The sequence below is a fragment of the Streptomyces thermodiastaticus genome, from assembly GCF_014656135.1.
GTDB lineage: Bacteria > Actinomycetota > Actinomycetes > Streptomycetales > Streptomycetaceae > Streptomyces > Streptomyces thermodiastaticus.
Genome location: NZ_BNBV01000005.1, coordinates 194,200 through 214,308 on the forward strand (window position 1 = coordinate 194,200; position 20,109 = coordinate 214,308).

At 73.7% G+C, this 20,109-nt stretch carries 16 protein-coding genes; 12 read left to right on the plus strand and 4 right to left on the minus strand.

The window, feature by feature from the left end:
- Nucleotides 1–137 precede the first annotated feature (137 nt).
- The 4 genes from IE286_RS07665 (at nt 138) to IE286_RS07680 (ending at nt 4,490) form a co-directional block, all read left to right on the plus strand.
- Complete coding sequence (locus IE286_RS07665; RefSeq protein WP_189795900.1) at nt 138–1,691, plus strand: beta-N-acetylhexosaminidase; 1,554 nt, start codon at nt 138–140, stop codon at nt 1,689–1,691.
- A gap of 167 nt (nt 1,692–1,858) precedes the next feature.
- Nucleotides 1,859–2,275, plus strand: a complete 417-nt coding sequence (locus tag IE286_RS07670) for a hypothetical protein (protein WP_189795844.1) — start codon at nt 1,859–1,861, stop codon at nt 2,273–2,275.
- A 365-nt stretch (nt 2,276–2,640) separates the two neighbouring features.
- Nucleotides 2,641–3,303 (plus strand): RNA polymerase sigma factor, encoded by a 663-nt coding sequence (locus IE286_RS07675; RefSeq protein WP_189795845.1) that lies wholly within the window; start codon nt 2,641–2,643, stop codon nt 3,301–3,303.
- Complete coding sequence (locus IE286_RS07680) at nt 3,303–4,490, plus strand: extensin (protein ID WP_189795846.1); 1,188 nt, start codon at nt 3,303–3,305, stop codon at nt 4,488–4,490. Before IE286_RS07675 ends, IE286_RS07680 begins: the two co-directional genes overlap by 1 nt.
- A 374-nt stretch (nt 4,491–4,864) precedes the next feature.
- Here IE286_RS07680 and IE286_RS07685 read toward each other — a convergent pair whose 3' ends face one another.
- Nucleotides 4,865–5,755 (minus strand): L,D-transpeptidase family protein, encoded by an 891-nt coding sequence (locus IE286_RS07685; RefSeq protein ID WP_189795847.1) that lies wholly within the window; start codon nt 5,753–5,755, stop codon nt 4,865–4,867.
- 364 nt (nt 5,756–6,119) lie between these two features.
- Here IE286_RS07685 and IE286_RS07690 point away from each other — a divergent pair, with 364 nt between their 5' ends.
- Nucleotides 6,120–7,700: an acyl-CoA mutase large subunit family protein gene (locus IE286_RS07690; RefSeq protein WP_189795848.1), complete on the plus strand. Its 1,581-nt coding sequence runs from the start codon at nt 6,120–6,122 to the stop codon at nt 7,698–7,700.
- Between the two features lie 100 nt (nt 7,701–7,800).
- Here IE286_RS07690 and IE286_RS07695 read toward each other — a convergent pair whose 3' ends face one another.
- On the minus strand, nt 7,801–9,180 hold the full coding sequence (locus IE286_RS07695; RefSeq protein WP_189795849.1) for an FAD-dependent monooxygenase: 1,380 nt from the start codon (nt 9,178–9,180) through the stop codon (nt 7,801–7,803).
- A 71-nt stretch (nt 9,181–9,251) separates the two neighbouring features.
- Here IE286_RS07695 and IE286_RS07700 point away from each other — a divergent pair, with 71 nt between their 5' ends.
- Complete coding sequence (locus IE286_RS07700) at nt 9,252–9,902, plus strand: TetR/AcrR family transcriptional regulator C-terminal domain-containing protein (protein WP_189795850.1); 651 nt, start codon at nt 9,252–9,254, stop codon at nt 9,900–9,902.
- Between the two features lie 51 nt (nt 9,903–9,953).
- Here IE286_RS07700 and IE286_RS07705 read toward each other — a convergent pair whose 3' ends face one another.
- Together IE286_RS07705 and IE286_RS07710 are read right to left on the minus strand one after the other, a co-directional pair.
- Nucleotides 9,954–11,291 (minus strand): alpha-2,8-polysialyltransferase family protein, encoded by a 1,338-nt coding sequence (locus tag IE286_RS07705; protein ID WP_189795851.1) that lies wholly within the window; start codon nt 11,289–11,291, stop codon nt 9,954–9,956.
- Nucleotides 11,288–12,265 carry a glycosyltransferase family 2 protein gene (locus IE286_RS07710; RefSeq protein WP_189795852.1) on the minus strand — a complete coding sequence of 326 codons (978 nt, stop codon included), beginning with the start codon at nt 12,263–12,265 and terminating at the stop codon, nt 11,288–11,290. The genes IE286_RS07705 and IE286_RS07710 overlap by 4 nt, the downstream gene beginning before the upstream one ends.
- Nucleotides 12,266–12,464: 199 nt before the next feature.
- On the opposite strand from IE286_RS07710, the gene IE286_RS07715 reads away from it, so the two are divergent.
- The 6 genes from IE286_RS07715 (at nt 12,465) to IE286_RS07740 (ending at nt 20,099) form a co-directional block, all read left to right on the plus strand.
- Nucleotides 12,465–13,802, plus strand: a complete 1,338-nt coding sequence (locus IE286_RS07715) for a DUF6716 putative glycosyltransferase (RefSeq protein WP_189795853.1) — start codon at nt 12,465–12,467, stop codon at nt 13,800–13,802.
- 35 nt (nt 13,803–13,837) lie between these two features.
- Nucleotides 13,838–15,064, plus strand: coding sequence for an acylneuraminate cytidylyltransferase (locus tag IE286_RS07720; protein WP_189795854.1), 1,227 nt, complete (start codon nt 13,838–13,840; stop codon nt 15,062–15,064).
- 58 nt (nt 15,065–15,122) lie between these two features.
- Entirely contained in the window at nt 15,123–16,061 is a 939-nt protein-coding gene (locus IE286_RS07725) for an N-acetylneuraminate synthase family protein (RefSeq protein WP_189795855.1), read from the plus strand.
- Nucleotides 16,058–17,137 carry a hypothetical protein gene (locus tag IE286_RS07730; protein WP_189795856.1) on the plus strand — a complete coding sequence of 360 codons (1,080 nt, stop codon included), beginning with the start codon at nt 16,058–16,060 and terminating at the stop codon, nt 17,135–17,137. The genes IE286_RS07725 and IE286_RS07730 overlap by 4 nt, the downstream gene beginning before the upstream one ends.
- 256 nt (nt 17,138–17,393) lie before the next feature.
- Nucleotides 17,394–18,677 carry a M20 family metallopeptidase gene (locus IE286_RS07735; RefSeq protein ID WP_189795857.1) on the plus strand — a complete coding sequence of 428 codons (1,284 nt, stop codon included), beginning with the start codon at nt 17,394–17,396 and terminating at the stop codon, nt 18,675–18,677.
- Nucleotides 18,678–19,055: 378 nt separating this feature from the next.
- Nucleotides 19,056–20,099, plus strand: a complete 1,044-nt coding sequence (locus IE286_RS07740; protein WP_189795858.1) for a BMP family lipoprotein — start codon at nt 19,056–19,058, stop codon at nt 20,097–20,099.
- The last annotated feature ends 10 nt before the right edge of the window (nt 20,100–20,109 follow it).

Here is a 20,109-nt window from a genome sequence, read left to right on the forward strand (position 1 = left end):
ACCCGGACGGAAGAGTTTGAGGACGTGCAGTGGACGCATGGCGTCCGGACAGGCCGTACGTTGGCAGAGTGAGTCAGCACAGGCACCGCCGGGCTCCGGCCCGAAGGCTGCGGCACAGGTATCTCCTGGCCGGCGGGATGTTCGCCGCCACGGTCGGCCTCGGCACCGGACTCGGGCTGTGGGCCTTCGGCGGCGACGGCAGTACGCCGGAGGCGGACCGCAGCGCACCGCGGCCCGCTTCTCCGGCCAGTCCCACCAAGGTCTATCCGCTCTCCCAGGCCCCGCGCACCATCCCCGCGGTACGGGACTTCACCGCCGCCCGCGGCCCGGGATGGCGGCCGGCCAAGGGCGAACGGGTGGTCGTCTCCGACGACTCGCTGGCTGACGAGGGCAAGCTGATCGCCGGCGAGCTGGGCCTGGCCTACGGCGGCCGCACGGACGACGTGCGCACCGGGGACGTCCACCTGACGCTGGGCGGAGGCCGGAAGGGCAGCCCCGAGTCGTACACCATGACCGTCCGCGACGGCCGGGTCACCATCGGCGGGCCCGCCGACGCGGGCGTCTTCTACGGCACCCGCACCCTGAAGCAGGAGGTGCGCGGCGCCGGCTCCGCCCCCGAGGGCGTGGTGAACGACGCGCCGGCCAAGCCGCGCCGCGGCTTCATGCTGGACATCGCCCGCAAGCCGTACTCGGCCGGCTGGATCGAGGACCGGATACGCGAACTGGGCGACCTTAAGTACAACGAGCTGGGCCTGCACTTCTCCGACGACCAGGCCTTCCGCATCCAGTCCGACACCCACCCGGAGATCGTCTCCCCGGACCACCTCACCAAGGCACAGGTCAAGCAGATCGTCGACCTGGCCGCGTCCCGGCACATCACCGTCGTGCCGGAGATCGACTCGCCCGGCCACCTGGGCGCGGTCATCGCCGCCCACCCCGGTCTGCAGCTGCGCAACGCGCAGGGGGTGGCGACCCGGGGCGCCGTCGACATCTCCAAGCCCGAGGCGGCGAAGATCGTCGACGATCTGCTCGACGAGTTCGCGGACGTCTTCCCCGGCTCCTACTGGCACCTCGGCGGCGACGAGTACCAGGCGCTGACCGTGCGCGACCCCGCCGCCTCCTACCCGCAGCTGGCGGCCGCCGCCCGCAAGGCCTACGGGCCCGGCGGCACCGTCGCCGACCTCGCCACCGGCTGGCTGAACGCCCGCGCCGCCATCGTCCGCGACCACGGGCGCACCCCCCGCGCCTGGAACGACGGCTTCTACCGCAACACCTCCGTGCGGCCGGAGGAGGACATCGAGGCCGCCTACTGGACCGGCAAGGAGATCGGCGCCCGGCAGCCGGCCGCGTACCTGGCCGAGGGCCGCAAGGTGCTCAACTACAACGACGAGTTCCTCTACTACGTCCTCGGGCAGCCGCAGACCTTCGTCTACCCGACCGGGCAGCGCATCTACGAGCAGTGGACCCCGCGGGTGCTGCGCGGCACCGAGGCCGTCCCCGCCCGCTACGACAGCCAGATCCTCGGCGGCAGCTTCGCCGTCTGGAGCGATCTGCCCCGTGCGCAGACCGAGCAGCAGGTGGCCGCCGGCATCCGCATGCCGCTGCGGGCCACCGTCCAGAAGCTGTGGGACCCGGGCAAGCCTCCGTTGTCCTGGACGGACTTCAGGGCGCTGGCCGGCAAGCTCGGCTGAGCAAACCGCTGCCCCGGCCCCGGTCCCGGGCCCGCCGCCCGGGACCGGGGCCGCGGTATGCGCGGGTTGTGTGCGTCCTGGGGGCAAGCTGCGCCGGTGTTGCGCGGGTCGCGGAAACCCGCCCGATTCGGCGTGACACCGCGGCCCCGGGCGTCGCTTTCCCGGACATGACGACACAGGAAGCGATGACGGGACAGCGGACCAGGCCGCACGCCGCGGCGCGGCCGGTGCGATGGGCCGCGGACGTCGTGGCGACGATGCGCGAGGGCGCCCGGCTGCGCCTGGACTACTCGGCACAGAGCCTGTGGCGGGTCGACCGGATGATCGAGGACCTCCGTCGCGAGGGCACCCCGCGGGCCGCCGTGGACAGCGTGCTGCGCGGCTTCGGCGCCTACGCCGGCGAGGTGATCGTCCGGGCGTCCGGTGCGGAGTGGTGGGCCTCCGGCGGCGACCACTGGATCCGCACCCCGGACGGACTGCTGTGGGACCCGATCGACGAGGCACGGCGCTGCTTCGCCGGGACGGGGTCGCTGCGGCTGCTGTGCCTGGACGCACTGGCGGGACGGCGCGTCCCGCAGCACTGACGCACGAACGAGGGCAGACGGCAGGCGGCACGTCACGGGCCGCACGGGGGGGGGGGGAGAGAGAAACCCGTGGCGACAGGGCAACGGCCGGGGCCGCCACCCCCCACAGGAGAGGCCCCGGCCGTCGCGTGCTGCGGGCCGCACGGCGGCCCGTACTGGGTACAGCGCCGGGCATGCGTTTTGTGTCACACCCGGTCCCGGGCCGGCCACCGAAACGATTTGGTTGCACGTTGTACAGCCATGGACGGCGGACGGTTTCAGGCCGTAACGTGCCTTTCGCGTCAAGCGCGACCACGCACGATCACCGCATCCGGCGACGGCGATGGCGCCGGTGACGATCGTGCTCGATCTACTGAGGACCACGGGTGCAGGGGGACGACGCGGAGCTGACCGCCGCGGTACGGGCGGCGCAGAACGGGGACGAGGCCGCGTTCCGGACCGTGTACCGCAGCGTGCACCCGCGACTGCTGGGATACGTCCGCACCCTGGTGGGCGACCCGGACGCCGAGGACGTGGCCTCGGAGGCATGGCTGCAGATAGCACGCGACCTCGGGCGGTTCAGCGGTGACGCCGACCGGTTCCGCGGCTGGGCCGCGCGCATCGCCCGCAACCGCGCCCTGGACCACATCCGCAAGCGCGGCCGCCGCCCCGCGACCGGCGGTGACGAGACGGAACTGACCGGCCGGCCCGCCGAGTCCGACACCGCGAGCGAGGCCATCGAGTCCCTCACCACCGGCCACACTCTCTCCCTCATCGCCCGCCTTCCCCAGGACCAGGCCGAGGCCGTCGTGCTGCGCGTGGTCATGGGTCTGGACGCGAAGACCGCGGCCGAGACCCTCGGCAAACGGCCGGGCGCCGTCCGCACCGCCGCGCACCGGGGCCTGAAACGGCTCGCGGAACTCCTCGCCGACGATCCGTCGTACGCCGACGGGCTCGACGCGGTGCCGTCCCCGCGGCAACCGAAGAGGCCCCCGGTGACGTCCGCCGCTGTGACGCATCCGCGCGCTGGGACGCAGAGGGACATGTGATGGCCGACGAGCAGTACCGATGGCTGGACCGCGACATGGCGGAGCGCCTGCTGCGCGGCGAGCCACCGGGCACCGCCGTCACCGCCCGCGCCGAACGGCTCGCCCGGGCGCTGGACGCCCTGACCGCCGGCCTGTGCCCCGAGCTGCCCGCCGACGAGCCCGAACTGCCCGGCGAGGCCGCCGCGCTGGCGGCCTTCCGCAAGGTCCGGGCGGAGGCCGCCGACGCCGCGCAGTCCGCGGGCACCGCCCGGGCCGGCCGGGGCGGGGGCATCTCCGCCCGGCGTTCCGGGTTCCCGCCGGCCGACGCGGGCCTGGTCCGTCTCGGCGGGCGACCGGGCGCGCGGGCGCACGAGCAGGGGGGCCGGCCGGGTCACCCGGTCCGGTGCCGCCCGGTGCGGCTGGTGCTGTCGGCCGCGCTGGCCGCGAGCGCGATCGGCGCGCTGGCGGTGGCCACCGCCGAGGTGCTGCCCACCCCGTTCCGCGACGCCCGGCCCTCGCCCGCCGCCTCCGTGTCGGACTGGCCCACCCCGGACGGTCCCGCCGCGGCGCCTTCGCCGGACGTCGAGCGCGAGCTGCCGGCGACCGGGAAGGCCACGCACGGTTCCTCCGGCGCCGCCGGCCGCGACACCCTGCGCGGCGAGTCCACCGCCGGGCCACGGACCGGGGAGCACGACGGCCGGGACGACGAGCCCGGTTCCTCTCACCGTCCCGGCGAGCCCGGCCGAGGCGACAAGGACGCCAGCGAGCACCGCGTCCCCGGCCTGTGGGGGAGGGGCGGCGCGGGCGAGAAGGACGCGCACGGAGGAAATCCCGGCACCGAGGGGCGGACGAACCCGACCCGTCTCACGGGCGAGATCCGCAGCGACCACGGGGACCAGGACGGCGCGGGCGACCAGGACGACCAGGACGACCAGGACGGCCACGACGGCCGGGGTGACCAGGACGGCCAGGAGGGCGACGGCGGCGGAAACGACGGTCACGGTCTCGCTCCCGACAGCGGCCACACGACCGGGCGGAACGACGAGGACCACGACGAGGACGGGGAGCACGGCCGGGACAGCCGGGGCCACCACAGCCGTGACCGGCACGGCGGCCAGGGTGACACCCGGCACGGCGGGGGGAACGGCCACGGGAACGGGAGCGGCGAGAGCGCCGGCGACGACGGCGGCCCCTCGGCGGACGTCTGACCGGCCCGCGCCCCGGTCCGCCGCGCCGGGCCGGTCACCCGAGCCGGCGCAAGCCCCCGGGCCGCCGTCCCGCCCACGCCCCACCGGGCGCCGCCCCGCCGCCGGTGCCCTGCGCCGGTGCGGCACCCCACGGCATGCGCACGGCTTCCCGCGGCGTCGCGAGGCTTCTCGCGCGGGGGCGTAACGTTTCCGGCGCCCCCGGCGCAGTACTCAGTGGCCGACTGGTCATCGGCCTCGGCACGGCGCCTGGGTTCCCCCCGTACCCGCAGCCCGTGCCCGGCGCGGGCGGGACATGTTCCCCCGGTCCCGCCCGCGCCCCGCCTCCGTGTCCGCCCGTGGTCAGCCCGTGGTCAGCCCGTTCCTGCCGTGGGGCCTCACCAGTGGACGACGACCTTGTCCCCGACCTCGACCTGCTCGAAGAGCTGCGCGATCGCCGCCTTGTCGCGGACGTTCACACAGCCGTGCGACCCGCCCGCGTAGCCGCGGGCCGCGAAGTCGGCGGAGTAGTGCACGGCCTGGCCGCCGCTGAAGAACATGGCGTACGGCATGGGCGTGTCGTAGAGCGTGGAGACATGGTGGCGCGACTTCCAGAAGACCTGGAACACGCCCTCGCGTGTCGGTGTCGCCTCCGTGCCGAAGCGCACCGCCATCGTCGAGACCGTCCGGCCGTCGATCATCCAGCGCAGGGTCCGGGTGGTCTTGTCGATGCACAGCACCCGCCCGGTCAGGCACCGCGGATCGGGTGCGCCGGCCGGCTGACCGCCCATCAGATACAGCTCCCACTTCCCCGGCCGGCGGGTCATGGACAGCAGCCGCTGCCAGGTGACGGTGTCGGTGCGTCCGGTGCGCGGCAGTCCCCGCTTGCCCTGGAAACCGGCGACGGCCTGCTCGGTCGTGGCGTCGTAGGTGCCGGTCGGGCCCTCGTGCAGCCAGCCGATCTGCCGCAGCCTGGCCTGGAGTTCACGGATGGCGACTCCGCTGTCGCCGCGCTGGTAGAGGGTCGGCGCGGGGGGTGCGGGCTTCGGCGACGCGGCCGGGGCGGAGGGCGTGGCGACCGGGCGTTTCGCCGGTGCGGTGGTGTGCCCGGTCCGTCCGGCGGGGGAGTGGCCGCCGGGCGACCGGGTGGCCGGGATCTCGATGTGCACCGGTGAGCGGGGGCGGCCGTCGGTGTCCGCGCCGGTGTCCGTGCCCGGCGTCTGCACCGTGCAGCCGTAGACCGCCGTCAGTGCCACGGCCGCCGCAACAGCGGCACTCGTTCGTCTCATGACTCCGCTACGCATGCGCTCCATCCACCGTCTCCGCGGTGCCGTGCCGCGCGCGCCCGTCCCCGGGCGCCGAGCCGCGTCACGCCGCCTTCGCCTGTCGTCACGTGATGCAGTCGTCCCGTGGTGCGTGGTCCACGCCATGTCTCCCCACACGTGACCGCCGGTGAACCAGGGGGCAAGGTGGGAAGCGACAGCGGGCGGTACGAGCACGTGGTCCGTCCGGGGCACGGCAGGGGGCGTTGTTGTGAGCAAGGTCCCAGCGTGGGGCACTCCACGGACCGCACGGCCGCCACTACAGTCCGTGCCGAGGGCGGCCGCACCGGCGACCAGTCGGCGAGCAAGCAACGAGGCGGAGGCACACACCATGGCGCGCGAGTCGGAGTCCGGGCTGCCGATCGAGCCGGTCTACGGACCGCGGCATCTCCAGGGATGGGACCCGGCGGAGAAACTGGGGGAGCCGGGGGCGTACCCGTTCACCCGGGGCGTGTACCCGACGATGTACACCGGCCGCCCCTGGACCATGCGCCAGTACGCGGGATTCGGCACGGCCACGGAGTCCAACGCCCGCTACAAGCAGCTGATCGAGGCGGGCACCATGGGCCTGTCGGTCGCCTTCGATCTTCCCACCCAGATGGGCCACGACTCCGATGCTCCGATCGCGCACGGCGAGGTCGGCAAGGTGGGTGTGGCGATCGACTCCCTCGACGACATGCGGGTGCTGTTCGACGGCATCCCGCTGGACAAGGTGTCCACGTCGATGACGATCAACGCCCCGGCCGCGCTGTTGCTGCTGCTGTACCAGCTGGTGGGGGAGGAGCAGGGCGTGCCGGCGGAGAAACTCACCGGCACGATCCAGAACGACGTGCTCAAGGAGTACATCGCCCGCGGCACGTACATCTTCCCGCCCAAGCCGTCGCTGCGGCTGATCGCGGATATCTTCAAGTACTGCCGGGCCGAGATCCCCAAGTGGAACACCATCTCGATCTCCGGCTACCACATGGCGGAGGCCGGTGCCTCGCCCGCGCAGGAGATCGCCTTCACCCTGGCGGACGGCATCGAGTACGTGCGCACCGCGGTCGCGGCCGGCATGGACGTGGACGACTTCGCCCCGCGCCTGTCCTTCTTCTTCGTGGCCCGCACGACCATCCTGGAGGAGGTCGCCAAGTTCCGTGCCGCCCGCCGGATCTGGGCGCGGGTGATGATGGAGGAGTTCGGCGCGAAGAACCCCAAGTCGATGATGCTGCGGTTCCACACGCAGACGGCCGGGGTGCAGCTGACCGCGCAGCAGCCGGAGGTGAACCTCGTCCGGGTGGCGGTGCAGGGCCTGGCCGCGGTGCTCGGCGGCACCCAGTCGCTGCACACCAACGCCTTCGACGAGGCGATCGCGCTGCCCACCGACAAGAGCGCCCGCCTGGCGCTGCGCACCCAGCAGGTCCTCGCCTACGAGACCGACGTGACCGCGACCGTGGACCCCTTCGCCGGCTCCTACGTCATCGAGAAGATGACCGACGAGGTGGAGGCGGCCGCGCTGGAGCTGATGCGGAAGGTCGAGGACCTCGGCGGTGCCGTCGCGGCCATCGAGCGCGGCTTCCAGAAGGACGAGATCGAGCGCAACGCCTACCGCATCGCCCAGGAGACCGACTCCGGTGAGCGGGTGGTGGTCGGCGTCAACCGTTTCAAGCTGGACGAGGAGGAGCCGTACGAGCCGCTGCGCGTCGACCCGGCGATCGAGGTGCAGCAGGCCGAGCGGCTGGCGAAGCTGCGCGCCGAGCGGGACCAGGGCGCGGTGGACGCGGCCCTCGCCGCCCTGAAGAAGGCTGCCGCGGGCGAGGACAACGTCCTGTACCCGATGAAGGAGGCGTTGCGGGCCCGGGCCACGGTGGGCGAGGTGTGCAACGCGCTGCGCGAGGTGTGGGGCACCTACACGCCCAGTGACGTGTTCTGAACCGGGGCCTGAGCCGACAGGTGAGCGCCCGCCGCCGGGTCGTCCCCCAGGACCGGCGGCGGGCGGTGAAGGGCGGCGGCCCGTACCCGGCGGGCGCCGGTCAGCGCAGCCCGAACCGCGCCAGATAGGCCGCGAGCCCGTCCGCCGTCGCCTGCCCGCCCGCCCAGCCGACGTAGCCGTCCGGGCGGACGAGGAACACACCCGGGCCGTAGGACGCGGGGGCGGCCGGCAGGGAGCGCACCCCGGCCACCGGTGCCCGGCCGCCGAGCAGCGTCCAGTGCGGACCGCGGAAGACGTCGAAGAGGCGGATGCCGTCCACCCGGCCGTCCGGGGCGCGGTCGCCGGCCCGTACACCGGCCGGGTCCCGGCGTGTCTCCACGCTCAGCGAGGACGCGCGGTAGCCGAGATCCAGCTGCACCGTCGCCTTCCCGCGCCGCACCTCGCCCCGGTGCACCTTGGTGGTCAGGCCCAGCATCTCGGCGGCGTTGGCGCGCCGCTCCTCCTCGTAGCTGTCCAGCAGCGCCTCGTCCGCGCCGTCCCGGAGTACCGCGCCCAGCTTCCAGCCCAGGTTGCAGGCGTCCTGGATGCCGGTGTTCAGGCCCTGCCCGCCGGCCGGGGAGTGGATGTGCGCGGCGTCGCCCGCGAGGAGGACCCGGCCCACCCGGAAACGGCCGGCCAGGGCGGCCCGCGGACGGTAGGCGGAGGCCCAGCCCAGCCGGGTCACCGCCGAGGCGTCCAGGTGCGTGCGGGCGGCGACCAGCGCCCGGACGCCCTCCAGCGTCGGCTCCGGGTCCTCGCCCTGCGGCAGCCGCGCCGCCAGCTGGAATTCGTCCGTGCCGGCCAGCGGGCACAGCATCACGCCCGTGCCGTCGTCGGCGGGGAAGGCGTGCCAGTGGTCCCGGTCCAGGCCCCGCACGCCGACGTCCGCCACCAGGAACGGGTTCGGGTCGACCGTCTCCCCGGCCATCTCCACGCCCAGCGCGCGCCGCACGGCGGAGCGTCCGCCGTCGGCGGCGACCACGTACCGCGCGCGGACGGTGCCGCCGTCGGCGAAGTGCACCGTCACGCCCTGCGCGTCCTGGTCCAGGCCCGTCGCCTCGCGTCCGAAGGCCACCCGGCCGCCCAGCTCCTCCAGCCGGTCGCGCAGGATCTGTTGCGTCCGCCACTGCGGCACCATCCACGGCTCCCGGTACGGCGCGCCCTCGTCCGGCTCCAGCGCGTCGAACATCGGCTGTTCGCCGATCCGTTCGCCGTTCTTCCACACCATCCGCACCGGGTACGGGCCGCCGTGCGCGCGGATCGCGTCGAGCACGCCGAGGTCGTCGAAGACCTCCAGGGTGCGCGGCTGGATCCCCTTGCCGCGCGAGCCCGGGAACAGCCCGTCCGCCCGCTCCACGACCAGCGCATCCACACCCCGCCGGGCCAGGTCGATGCCCAGGGTCAGCCCGGTCGGCCCCGCCCCCACGATCAGGACGTCCATCACTCTCCCCTTAACGCTGTTAAGTGCCTGCGTCCACGCAGGGTGCCCTTAACGCTGTTAAGCTGTCAAGCGTGAGCACCGAACGACGCGCGCCCCTGGACCGCACCCGGGTCGCCGAGACGGCGCTGCGCCTGCTGAACAAGGTCGGCCTGGACGGCCTGACGCTGCGCGCCATCGCCCGCGAACTCGACGTGAAGGCGCCCGCGCTGTACTGGCACTTCAAGGACAAGCAGGCGCTGCTCGACGAGATGGCCACGCTGATGCACCGGCGCATGGTCGCGGGCCTCGCCCTGGACCCCGCCGACACCTGGCAGGAGCGCCTGCTGAAGAGCAGCCGCGGGCTGCGCACCGCCCTGCTCGGCTACCGCGATGGCGCCAAGGTGTACAGCGGCTCGCGGCTCACCGGCACCGACCATGCCGCCGGGCTGGAGGACACCCTGCGCCTGCTCACCGCCGCGGGGTTCACCCTCGACCAGGCCGTCGCGGCCGGCCGCGCGGTGAACCTGTACACGCTCGGCTTCGTCACCGAGGAGCAGGGCGTCCGCCCCCTGCCGGGCGAGCGCCGGGAGGGGTACAGCGTCGAGGAACGAGCCCGGCGCATGGCGGACCATCCGCTCGCCGCCGCGGCCGGCCGGCTGCTCTTCGACGACTTCGACCGGCAGTTCGAGGAAGGGCTGGCGCTGGTGATCGCCGGCATCGAGACACGGTACGGGATCACCTGAGGACGGGCGGGCGCGCCGGGAGCCGACCGGCCGGCGCCCGCCGCCGGTGCGTCAGCGGCCCCTGCTCCGGCGCAGCGCCCGGGCCCGCCGCGCCACCCGCCGCACGGTCGCATTGCGCGGGATGAACGCCAGCTGCGCCGGAATCCCGCCGGGCAGGGCCAGCGAGGCGAGCCGGCGGCGCTCGAAGTAGCGCAGGGTGCGGGCGTCCGGATGCGCGGCGAGATACCGCTCGGCCTCCGGGCGCAGACCCGGGTGGATCTTCGGCTGCATCGCGTACGCCACGGTGCGCACCAGCTCGGTCAGAGCCTCGGCGTCCGCCCCGCGCCGCTGCTCCCTCACCGCCTCCTGGTCGGCCAGGTCGGGCAGCAGCGCGTCGACGATCGTCACCGGGATCCGGTTGCTGTTCTCGTACGGCGTCAGGCGCCGCAGCAGCAGGTCCGTGCCGGTGCGCGCGACCGGCAGCCCGAACAGCTCCGAGGCGGTGAGCAGCCCGGTGGAGAAGCAGCCGGCCACCAGGGCGGGGCGGACGCGCTGGTAGAGCACCTCGGCGAGGACGGGCGTGCCGAGCACCGTCACGGTGGCGCCCAGCCGCTCACCCTCCTGCTCCAGCGCCCGGGACCAGCGGGGCGGCGCCGAGGGATGCGGGGCGAAGACGACGCGGGTGTGGCCGAGCGCGACCGCGCCCCGCACCATCCGCACGTGCAGCTCTTCCTCCTCCTCGGGAGAGAGGATGTCCAGCGCGGACAGGTACTGGCCGAGCAGCAGGGCCGAGCCGTCCGGCACCTCGGGCACCGCCGTGGCCGCGCCGGCCAGATCGCCCAGCACCTTCACGAACGCGTCCGCGGGCACGGCCCGGGCCGGGACGCCGAACTCGGTGAGCAGCACCGGCCGCAGGCCGGGCACCAGGTCCAGGTGCAGCAGCCGGCCGACGCGGGTGCCGACCAGCGGGTCGATCTTGTTGCGGGTCGGGCCGTAGCTCATCAGGCCGTCGGCGTAGACGGTGACCGGGGCGTCGGGGAAGATCCGGCAGAACCCGAGCGCCGGATCGACCTGGATCGACTCCACCGCCAGCTCGACGTCGTCGTCCCCCAGGCGCCACAGCAGTCTCAGATACCGCTCCCACAGCGGGACGTCGTCCCGGCGCGGGGACCAGCCGCCCGGGTGGAAGGGGGCGATGGCCTCGTTCCACGACACCACCTCGTCGAAGCGGTCCCGCAGCCGTTCGAAGCCGGTCTGCCGGTCGAGCGGCGGCGTGGTCTCCGGGACCGCCGCGTTGTTGGAGACCACCAGGATCCGGCGCCCGGCCGGGGAGAAGCAGCCGGAGTCCAGGGCGGCGGCGAGCGTGGCGGTGCCGTACAGCGTCGAGGCGAGGAAGAGCTGCGTGGTCATGCGGCGGCTCCCGGCACGAGGGGACGGCGGCGCAGCCGGCGCAGCCGCGTGGCCCGCTGGATGTCCATGGCGTCCAGCGCCTCGCCGAGCACCCGCTGCGGCAGGCGGCGCAGGGCCGTCGCGCTCAGCGACTTCAGCCGGCGGGCCACGGCCGGCTCGTACCGGTCGATGCGGCCCAGATGGTGCGCGATGATCGCGCAGTAGGTGCGCACCGCCTTCGGCAGCAGCCGCTCGGCCTCCGCGTCCTGCGCGGTCTCGGCGATCACCTGGTCGAAGGCGCGGAGAAAGTCCAGCTGGCGCACATCACCGATCTGGGTGAGCGAGGAGGCCACACCGCGCCGGTAGTGCACCCCGAGCAGACCCACCACGGCGAAGGACTCCGCCTCCCGGTGCAGCCGCCAGATCCACGGCCGGTCCTCGGCCGTGCGCAGCCCGTCGGTGAAGTGCAGCAGACCGCGGTCGGCCAGCCGGCGGTGGTAGATGCCCGCCCACGCATACGGGTAGTCCACCGAGGTGGAGCGGTCGGCGGGCAGGATCGCCTCCCGCGGGCTGAGCACCACGCCGCGCCGGCCGTGCGGGACCCGGTGGATCGTGCGGGCCCGCCCGGCGCACTGCACATGGTCGGTGCGCAGGAAATCGCAGCCCAGCTCCTCGGCCGCGGCCAGCAGTCGCGGGTAATAGCCCGGCGCCAGCCAGTCGTCGCCGTCCAGGAACGTCAGATACTCGCCGCGGGCCCGGTCGATCCCGGTGTTGCGCGCGGTCGCCAGACCGCCGTTGCGCTCGTGCCGGACGTACACCGCGTTCGGCAGATCCTTCTCCGCCCGCGCGAGAAGGTCCGGGGTCGCGTCGCGCGAACAGTCGTCGACGAGCACGAATTCGATGTCGTCGCGCGCGTTCGCACGCAGACTTCGCAAGGTGTCGGGCGCGTAGTGCTGCACGTTGTAGAACGGCACGATCACGGAGAGCTTGACCACGCGCGTGACGTTAGGGCGCCGCCCCCGCCTGCCTCCTTACCCGCACGTCGACCAGCGGTGAACGGCGTGTGGCGATGCCGTGAACCGGGCCGCCCGGCCGGGCGGCGCGCGGCCGATTCCGCTTCAGGCGGTGTGCTGTTCACCGGCTGTTGCGCTCGGGTTGGGCGGAACCTAGAAATGCCTTCCTACGGTCGTCGGCGTGCCAGCAAGTGCGAACAAGGCCCGGCGCGTGGCCGTTCTCGCGGACTCCGACACCCGGTGGAAATGGGGCGCGCTGACCGCGCGGCGCCTCGTGCCGGGGGAGCCGCGGCTCGACGGCTACCTGCTGCGGGGCCGCGCCACCCCCACCCCCCGCCAGCTCACCGAGGTCGGCGTCCGCGCCGACACGCTGCGCGAGGTCAGCGCCGTGGAGTTCCTGCGCGTCATGGACACCGCGACCGCGGGCGACGAGCCCTACGACGTCCTCGTCCTCGCCCTCGTCGGCAGCGGCGTGCAGGCGGTCCTGCACGGCCTGCGGCGGATCTGGCCGACGCGCACCCGGCGGCCCGTCGTCGTCACCGGCTACGTCGGCGTGGTGTACGAGAAACTCGCCGACGGACTGCTGCTGCGCCACGGCGCGGACCTGGTGCTCGCCAACTCCCGCCACGACGCGGAACGGTTCCGCGCCGTGTACGAGGGCGTGGGCGCGGACGCGTCGGCGGTCACCGAGGCGGCCCTGCCCTTCCTCGGCGGCGCCCCCGACCGCGGCGACGCGGCCGCGCACGGCGAGGACCGGCCGTACACCGTGGTGTTCGCGGCCCAGCCGTCCGTGCCGGACACCCGCAAGGACCGCGCCTATCTGCTCGACCGGCTGATCCGGCACGCCCGGCTGCACCCCGACCGCCAGGTGCTGCTCAAGCTGCGCTCCCGGGTCGGCGAGCACACCACGCACCTGGAGGAGCTGCCCTACCAGAAGCTCGCCCGCACGGCCGACCTGCCGCCCAACCTGCGCCTGGTCCACGGATCCATGGGCGAGGTCCTGGACACCACCGACCTGCTGGTCACGGTCAGCTCCACCGCCGCGCTGGAGGCCCTGCACCGCCGCATCCCCACCGCGGTCCTCACCGACCTCGGGGTGCGCGAGGCGCTCGGCAACCACTATTTCACCGGCTCCGGCTGCCTGGCCTCCTGGGACCAGCTCGACGCCGGCCACCTCCCCGAGCCCGACCAGGAGTGGACGGCCCGCCAGGGCGTCGCCGGCGGCTCCTGCGACACCGCCTTCGACGCGGCCCGCGCCCGCATCGCCGCCCTGCTGGACAGCCCCGCCGGCCTGCCGCCGCTCGCCCCCTGGTACAGCCTCACCACCGCCCCCGGCTATCTGCCCGGCATCCTCGCCCGCCACCACCTCGCCCCCGACGGCACCCCGCTGCCCGGCACCCCGCCCGCCGACCGCGCACCCGGACCGGCCCGGCAGCTCGTCCGCCGCGCGGCCCGCGGCGCCTACCGGCACGGCGTCCAGCGCGTCGCCCCCGTCGTGAGGCGGCTGGGAGAGCTGTGAGCCGCACCGAGACCCCTGCCCGAGGAGCAGATCCCATGACCGACACCCCAGCGGGCCGCGGCGCCCGTGACCGTCGCGTGCTCGCGGTGATACCCGCCCGCGGCGGCTCCAAGGGCGTGCCCGCCAAGAACCTCGCCTCCGTCGGCGGCGTACCGCTGGTGGCGCGCGCCGTGCGCGAGTGCCGCGCCGCCCGGCTGGTGACCGACGTGGTGGTCTCCACCGACGACAGCGCCATCGCCGCGGCGGCCCGCCGGGCCGGCGCCGAGGTGGTGCTGCGGCCCGCCGCGCTGGCCGGTGACACCGCCGCCTCCGAGGCGGCCGTCCTGCACGCGCTCAACGCCCACGAGGAGCGGCACCGTACCCGGGTCGACGTCGTGCTGCTGGTGCAGTGCACCAGCCCCTTCCTGGTGCACGAGGACATCGACGCGGTGGCCCGCGCGGTCGCCGTGAACGGCGCCGACACCGCCCTGACCGTCGCACCGTTCCACGGCTTCGTCTGGCGGGAGACGGACGACGAGGCGGGCGGCACGGGCGTCAACCACGACAAGGCCCACCGCCCGCGCCGCCAGGACCGCCCCCAGGACCTGCTGGAGACCGGCGCCGCCTACGCCATGGACGCCGACGGCCTGCGCACCCACCGGCACCGCTTCTTCGGCCGCACCGACCTGGTGCGCACCGACCCGGCCCGGGTGCTGGAGATCGACGACCCGCACGACCTGGCCCGCGCCCGCGCCCTGGCGCCCCTCCTCGACGCCGGCCGGCCCGGTGCCCTGCCCGGCCCCGGTGACATCGACGCCGTCGTCCTCGACTTCGACGGCACCCAGACCGACGACCGGGTACTGATCGACGCCGACGGCCACGAGTTCGTCTCCGTCCACCGCGGCGACGGACTCGGTGTCGCCGCGCTGCGCCGCGCCGGCCTGAAGCTGCTGATCCTGTCCACGGAGCAGAACCCGGTCGTCGCCGCCCGCGCGCGCAAACTGCGCATCCCCGTGCTGCACGGCGTGGACCGCAAGGACCTCGCGCTGAAGCAGTGGTGCGAGGAGCAGGGCGTCGCGCCCGAGCGTGTGCTCTACGCCGGCAACGACGTCAACGACCTGCCGTGCTTCGCTCTCGTCGGCTGGCCCGTGGCGGTCGCGAACGCCCACGACGCGGTACGCGGCGCCGCCCGCGCGGTCACCACCCGCCCCGGCGGTGACGGCGCGATCCGGGAGATCGCCGGCTGGCTGCTCGGCCCCTGGCTCGACGCCCTCCCCGACTGATCCGTGCCCCACCCCCAGTGATTTCTTCCTGCCTGTTCACGTGAGGACATCTGCCGCCATGACCACCCACTCCCGCATCCGCACCCTCGGTACCCGCGAGGTCGGCCCCGGCCGCCCCGTCTACATCACCGCCGAGATCGGCATCAACCACAACGGCGACCTGGACAACGCCTTCAAGCTGATCGACGTGGCCGTCGAGGCCGGGTGCGACGCCGTGAAGTTCCAGAAGCGCACCCCCGAGATCTGCACCCCGCGCGACCAGTGGGACGTCGAGCGGGACACCCCCTGGGGCCGGATGACCTACATCGACTACCGGCACCGGGTGGAGTTCGGCGAGGACGAGTACCGGCAGATCGACGCCTACTGCCGGCAGAAGGGCATCGACTGGTTCGCCTCTCCGTGGGACACCGAGTCCGTCGCCTTCCTGGAGAAGTTCGACGTGCCCGCCCACAAGGTGGCCTCCGCCTCGCTCACCGACGACGAGCTGCTGCGCACCCTGCGCGCCACCGGCCGCACCATCGTGCTGTCCACCGGCATGTCCACCCCGAAGCAGATCCGCCACGCGGTGGAGGTCCTCGGCTCGGAGAACATCGTGCTCTGCCACGCCACCTCCACCTACCCGGCCAAGGCGGAGGAGCTGAACCTGCGGGTGATCAACACCCTGCAGCGCGAGTACCCGAACGTCCCGATCGGCTACTCCGGCCACGAGACCGGCCTGCAGACCACGCTCGCCGCCGTCGCCCTCGGCGCCGTCTTCGTCGAGCGCCACATCACCCTGGACCGCGCCATGTGGGGCTCCGACCAAGCGGCCTCCGTGGAGCCGCAGGGCCTGTCCCGCCTGGTCCGCGACATCCGCACCATCGAGGCCTCGCTCGGCGACGGCGTGAAGCGGGTCTACGAATCGGAACTGGCGCCGATGAAGAAGCTGCGCCGGGTCGCCGGCGTCGTCGCCGAGGCCGAGATCGCCGCCGCGGCCGGCGAGCCGGTCGCGGTGTGAGCCCGAGCAGCGGCGCCACTCCCATGACCCCCCACACCCTCGCCTTCGTCGAGAGCCCGGTGCAGCTGCTGAACGTCCTGGAGTGGGTCCACGCCCGGCGCCCGCTTGTGGACGAGCCGCTCACCCTCGTCGTGCTGTCCCCGACCGACCCGATGACCCGCGGCCAGCTGCGGCGGATGGCCGAGCTCGCCCGCCGGGACGGGCACGAGGTCCGCTGGGAGGAGGCCCGGGACGGCGCCGGGGCGCCGGTACGGACCGTCGGCGCCCTGGCCGGGCCGCTGCGCCGGGCCCGGCGGGTGGTGGTGGGCGACCCGTTCTCCCGGTACGTGCAGCTGCTGCTCGCCCTCACCCGGGCACCCGACCTCGTGGTCGTGGACGACGGGACCGCCACCCTGGAGTTCGCCGCCCAGCTCACCCGCGGGGAGCGGCTGGTGCGCTGGCACCGCAAGGGTGGCCGGCTCGGCCCGCGGGAGGCTCTGCTCGCCCCGGTGTCGGCCGTCGCCCGCCGCCGGCTCACCCCGCGCACCGGCCGCACGGTGGAGATCTTCTCCGCCATGCCGCTGGACGAGGTGCCCGACGGCGTGACCGTGACCGTCAACGACTTCGCCTGGACCCGCGCCCGCTTCGGCCCGCCCCGCGTCATCCCGGGGGCCGATCTCGTGGGCACCTCCCTGGTCGAGACGGGCGTGGTCGACCGGGACCGCTACCTCGGAGCGGTCCGCGCCCTGGCCGCCGCCCACGGGGCGCGCCGCTACTTCGCCCACCGCCGCGAGAGCGCCGACAAGCTGCATGAGATCGCGGTCCGTACCGGCCTGGAGGTGGTCCGCCCCGACCTGCCGCTGGAGCTGATCGCCCGGCGCGGCCCGGTCGGCCGTACGGTGCTGAGCTTTCCGTCCACGGTCGTGCACACCCTGCCGCTCGCCCTGGCCGGCACCGCCGTCCGGGTCGCGGTCTGCGACATCGACCCCGCCTGGCTGACGGCCGGGGCCTCCCCGAGCGCCCGGCACTTCCTGGCGGGGGTGACGGACACGGCACGGGCGGTGCACCGTCTCGCCCGGACGGCGCAGCCCGGCTGACCTTCGCTCCCGGGCGGTACCCGCTGGTCAGCAAGGTGCCCGGCGGTGTCCACAGCTCGGACACGGGGGGCGTGGCCCTTGCCAGGCGTGGTATCCGTGAAGAAAGCAGTGCGGGACGGATGCCGATGTGTACCCGTCCCGGCCGATGTCCATGCGCCGGCGGCCGGTTTTTCTTTCCCCTGACGGGCTGAATTTTTGTTGATCGTGGGACAGTTGACCGTTCCGGCGGCATACCCTCCAGAGGGTGAAGCACCTGATGTCCCCACAGTCCGAGGTCGAAGTCCCCGCGGAAGCCACGCTGCCCGGCACCCTGCCCGAGGCACTGTTCGCCGAACTCGTCGCGTTCCGCCGCGACCTGCACATGCATCCGGAGCTCGGCAACCAGGAGTTCCGCACCACCGCCGCGATCAAGGAGCGGCTGGAGAAGGCCGGCCTCACCCCCCGGGTGCTTCCGGCCGGGACGGGCCTCGTCTGCGACATCGGCGCCGACGCCGCGGTGGACACGGACATCAGCCTTCCCACCGGTCCCGGCGCGGACGGCCTGATCCCCGGCGCCGTCACTCCCGGCATCCTCGCCCTGCGCGCCGACATCGACGCGCTGCCCATCCCGGACACCAAGACCGAGTGCCCGTACCGCTCCACCGTGCCCGACCGCGCCCACGCCTGCGGCCACGACGTGCACACCACGGTGGTGCTCGGCGCCGGCCTGGTCCTGGCCGAACTGGACCGGCAGGGCCTGCTGCCCCGGCCGGTCCGGCTGATCTTCCAGCCCGCCGAAGAGGTGCTTCCCGGCGGGGCGATCGAGGCGATCAAGGCGGGCGTCCTGGAGGGCGTCAGCCGCATCCTCGCCGTGCACTGCGACCCGCGCGTGGACGCCGGGATGATCGGGCTGCGGCAGGGCGCGATCACCTCCGCCTGCGACCGGCTGGAGGTGACCCTCGACGGCCCCGGCGGGCACAGCGCCCGGCCGCATCTGACGACCGACCTGGTCACCGCGGCCGCGCGGGTCGTCACCGACGTGCCCGCGCTGGTCGGCCGCCGGGTCGACACCCGCGCCGGGCTCGCCGTGACCTGGGGACGCATCGAGTCCGGGCACGCCCCGAACGTCATCCCCCAGCACGCCGAACTGTCCGGGACCGTGCGCTGCCTGGACATCAACGCCTGGCGGCAGGCGCCCGACATCGTGGTCGCCGCGATCGACGAGGTGGCCAACCTGCACAAGGCCAAGTCGGAGATCAACTACGTGCGCGGGGTGCCGCCGGTGGTCAACCAGCCGGACGTCACCGAGCTGCTGCGCAAGGCCATGACCGCCCGGCGCGGCCCGGAGTCGGTGGAGAGCACCGAACAGAGCCTGGGCGGCGAGGACTTCTCCTGGTACCTGGAGCACGTGCCCGGCGCCATGGCCCGGCTGGGCGTGCGCACCCCCGGCGAGCGGACCCTGCGTGACCTGCACCAGGGCGACTTCGACGCGGACGAGTCCGCCATCCGGGTCGGTGTGGAGCTGTTCACCGCGGCGGCCCTGCTGCACCCGGCGCACTGACCACCCGCGCCGCGCCGGACACCTGCCTCACCCGGCGCGATACATCGACCCCTGAGGAACGGCCCCGGCACCCGGGGCCGTTCGCCGTGTCGGCCGCGTCCTCGGCGAACGGCCCGTGCGAGGGTGTGCCGACGCCGTCGTCCGCCGTCTCCAGTAGGATCGGTCCGCCTCGGTGCGAAGGAGGTGTCCGGCAGTGAGCGTGCCGGCCGGCACCTCGCCCTCCGCAAGGGTTCCGGTGCTGTCCGTGCGAACCGCGCACGGTGTGGCCACAGCTCGATAACGGAGGGGACAGAAGGGGTTTTCCGGCAGTTCTACGCGCGTTACGCTGCGGCGGAACCAGCGCCTGGTCCGGGCGCTTGCACGAAGGAGTCTCGTTCCATGCGCCGGGTGTCCCGTATCGCGGTTGCAGGTGTGGCAACCGCAGCCCTCGCCGTCACCGTGTCCGCCTGTGGCAGCTCGTCCAGCGAGTCCGCCGGCCAAGGCAAGAACCTCGGTCTGGCCCTCGCCTACGACGTCGGCGGCAAGGGCGACCAGTCCTTCAACGACGCCGCCACCGCCGGTCTGGAGAAGGCCGACAAGGAGTTCGGCTACAAGTCCACCGCCGTCGAGCCGCAGGACGGCGAGTCGGACGCCGACAAGGTCCAGCGTCTGGAGACCCTCGCCAAGCAGGGGTACAACCCGGTGATCGGCGTCGGCTTCGCCTACGCGCCGGCCGTCAAGGAGGTCGCCGCCAAGTACCCGAAGACCACCTTCGGCATCGTCGACGACGACACCATCAAGGCGAAGAACGTCGCCGACCTGGTCTTCCACGAGGAGCAGGCCTCCTACCTGGCCGGCGTGGCCGCGGCCAAGGCGACCAAGTCGAACGTGGTCGGCTTCATCGGCGGTGTCGACGTACCGCTCATCCACAAGTTCGAGGCCGGCTTCAAGCAGGGTGTCCAGGACACCAAGAAGGGCGTCACGGTCAAGTCGCAGTACCTGACCGAGACCGCCGCCGAGGGCGGCTTCTCCAGCCCCGACAAGGGCGAGAACGCGGCCAACGGCCAGATCGACGCCGGCGCCGACATCATCTACGCCGCGGCCGGTCTGTCCGGCCAGGGCGTCATCAAGGCGGCCTCCACCCACAAGATCTGGGCCATCGGCGTCGACTCCGACCAGTACAAGCAGGCCGCGCTGGCCAAGTACAAGGACGCCATCTTCACCTCGGCGATGAAGGACGTCGCGGGCGCGGTGTACAACCTGGCCAAGTCGGTCAAGGACGGCAAGCCGGAGACCGGTGAGGTGCGCGCCAGCCTGGCCACCGGCGGCGTGAGCCTGTCCGACTCCAACCCGGCCTTCAAGAACAACGCCGAGGTCCAGGCCGCGGTGAAGAAGGCCGAGGAAGCCATCAAGAACGGCACCATCAAGGTCAAGACCTCCTGAGACGGGCCCG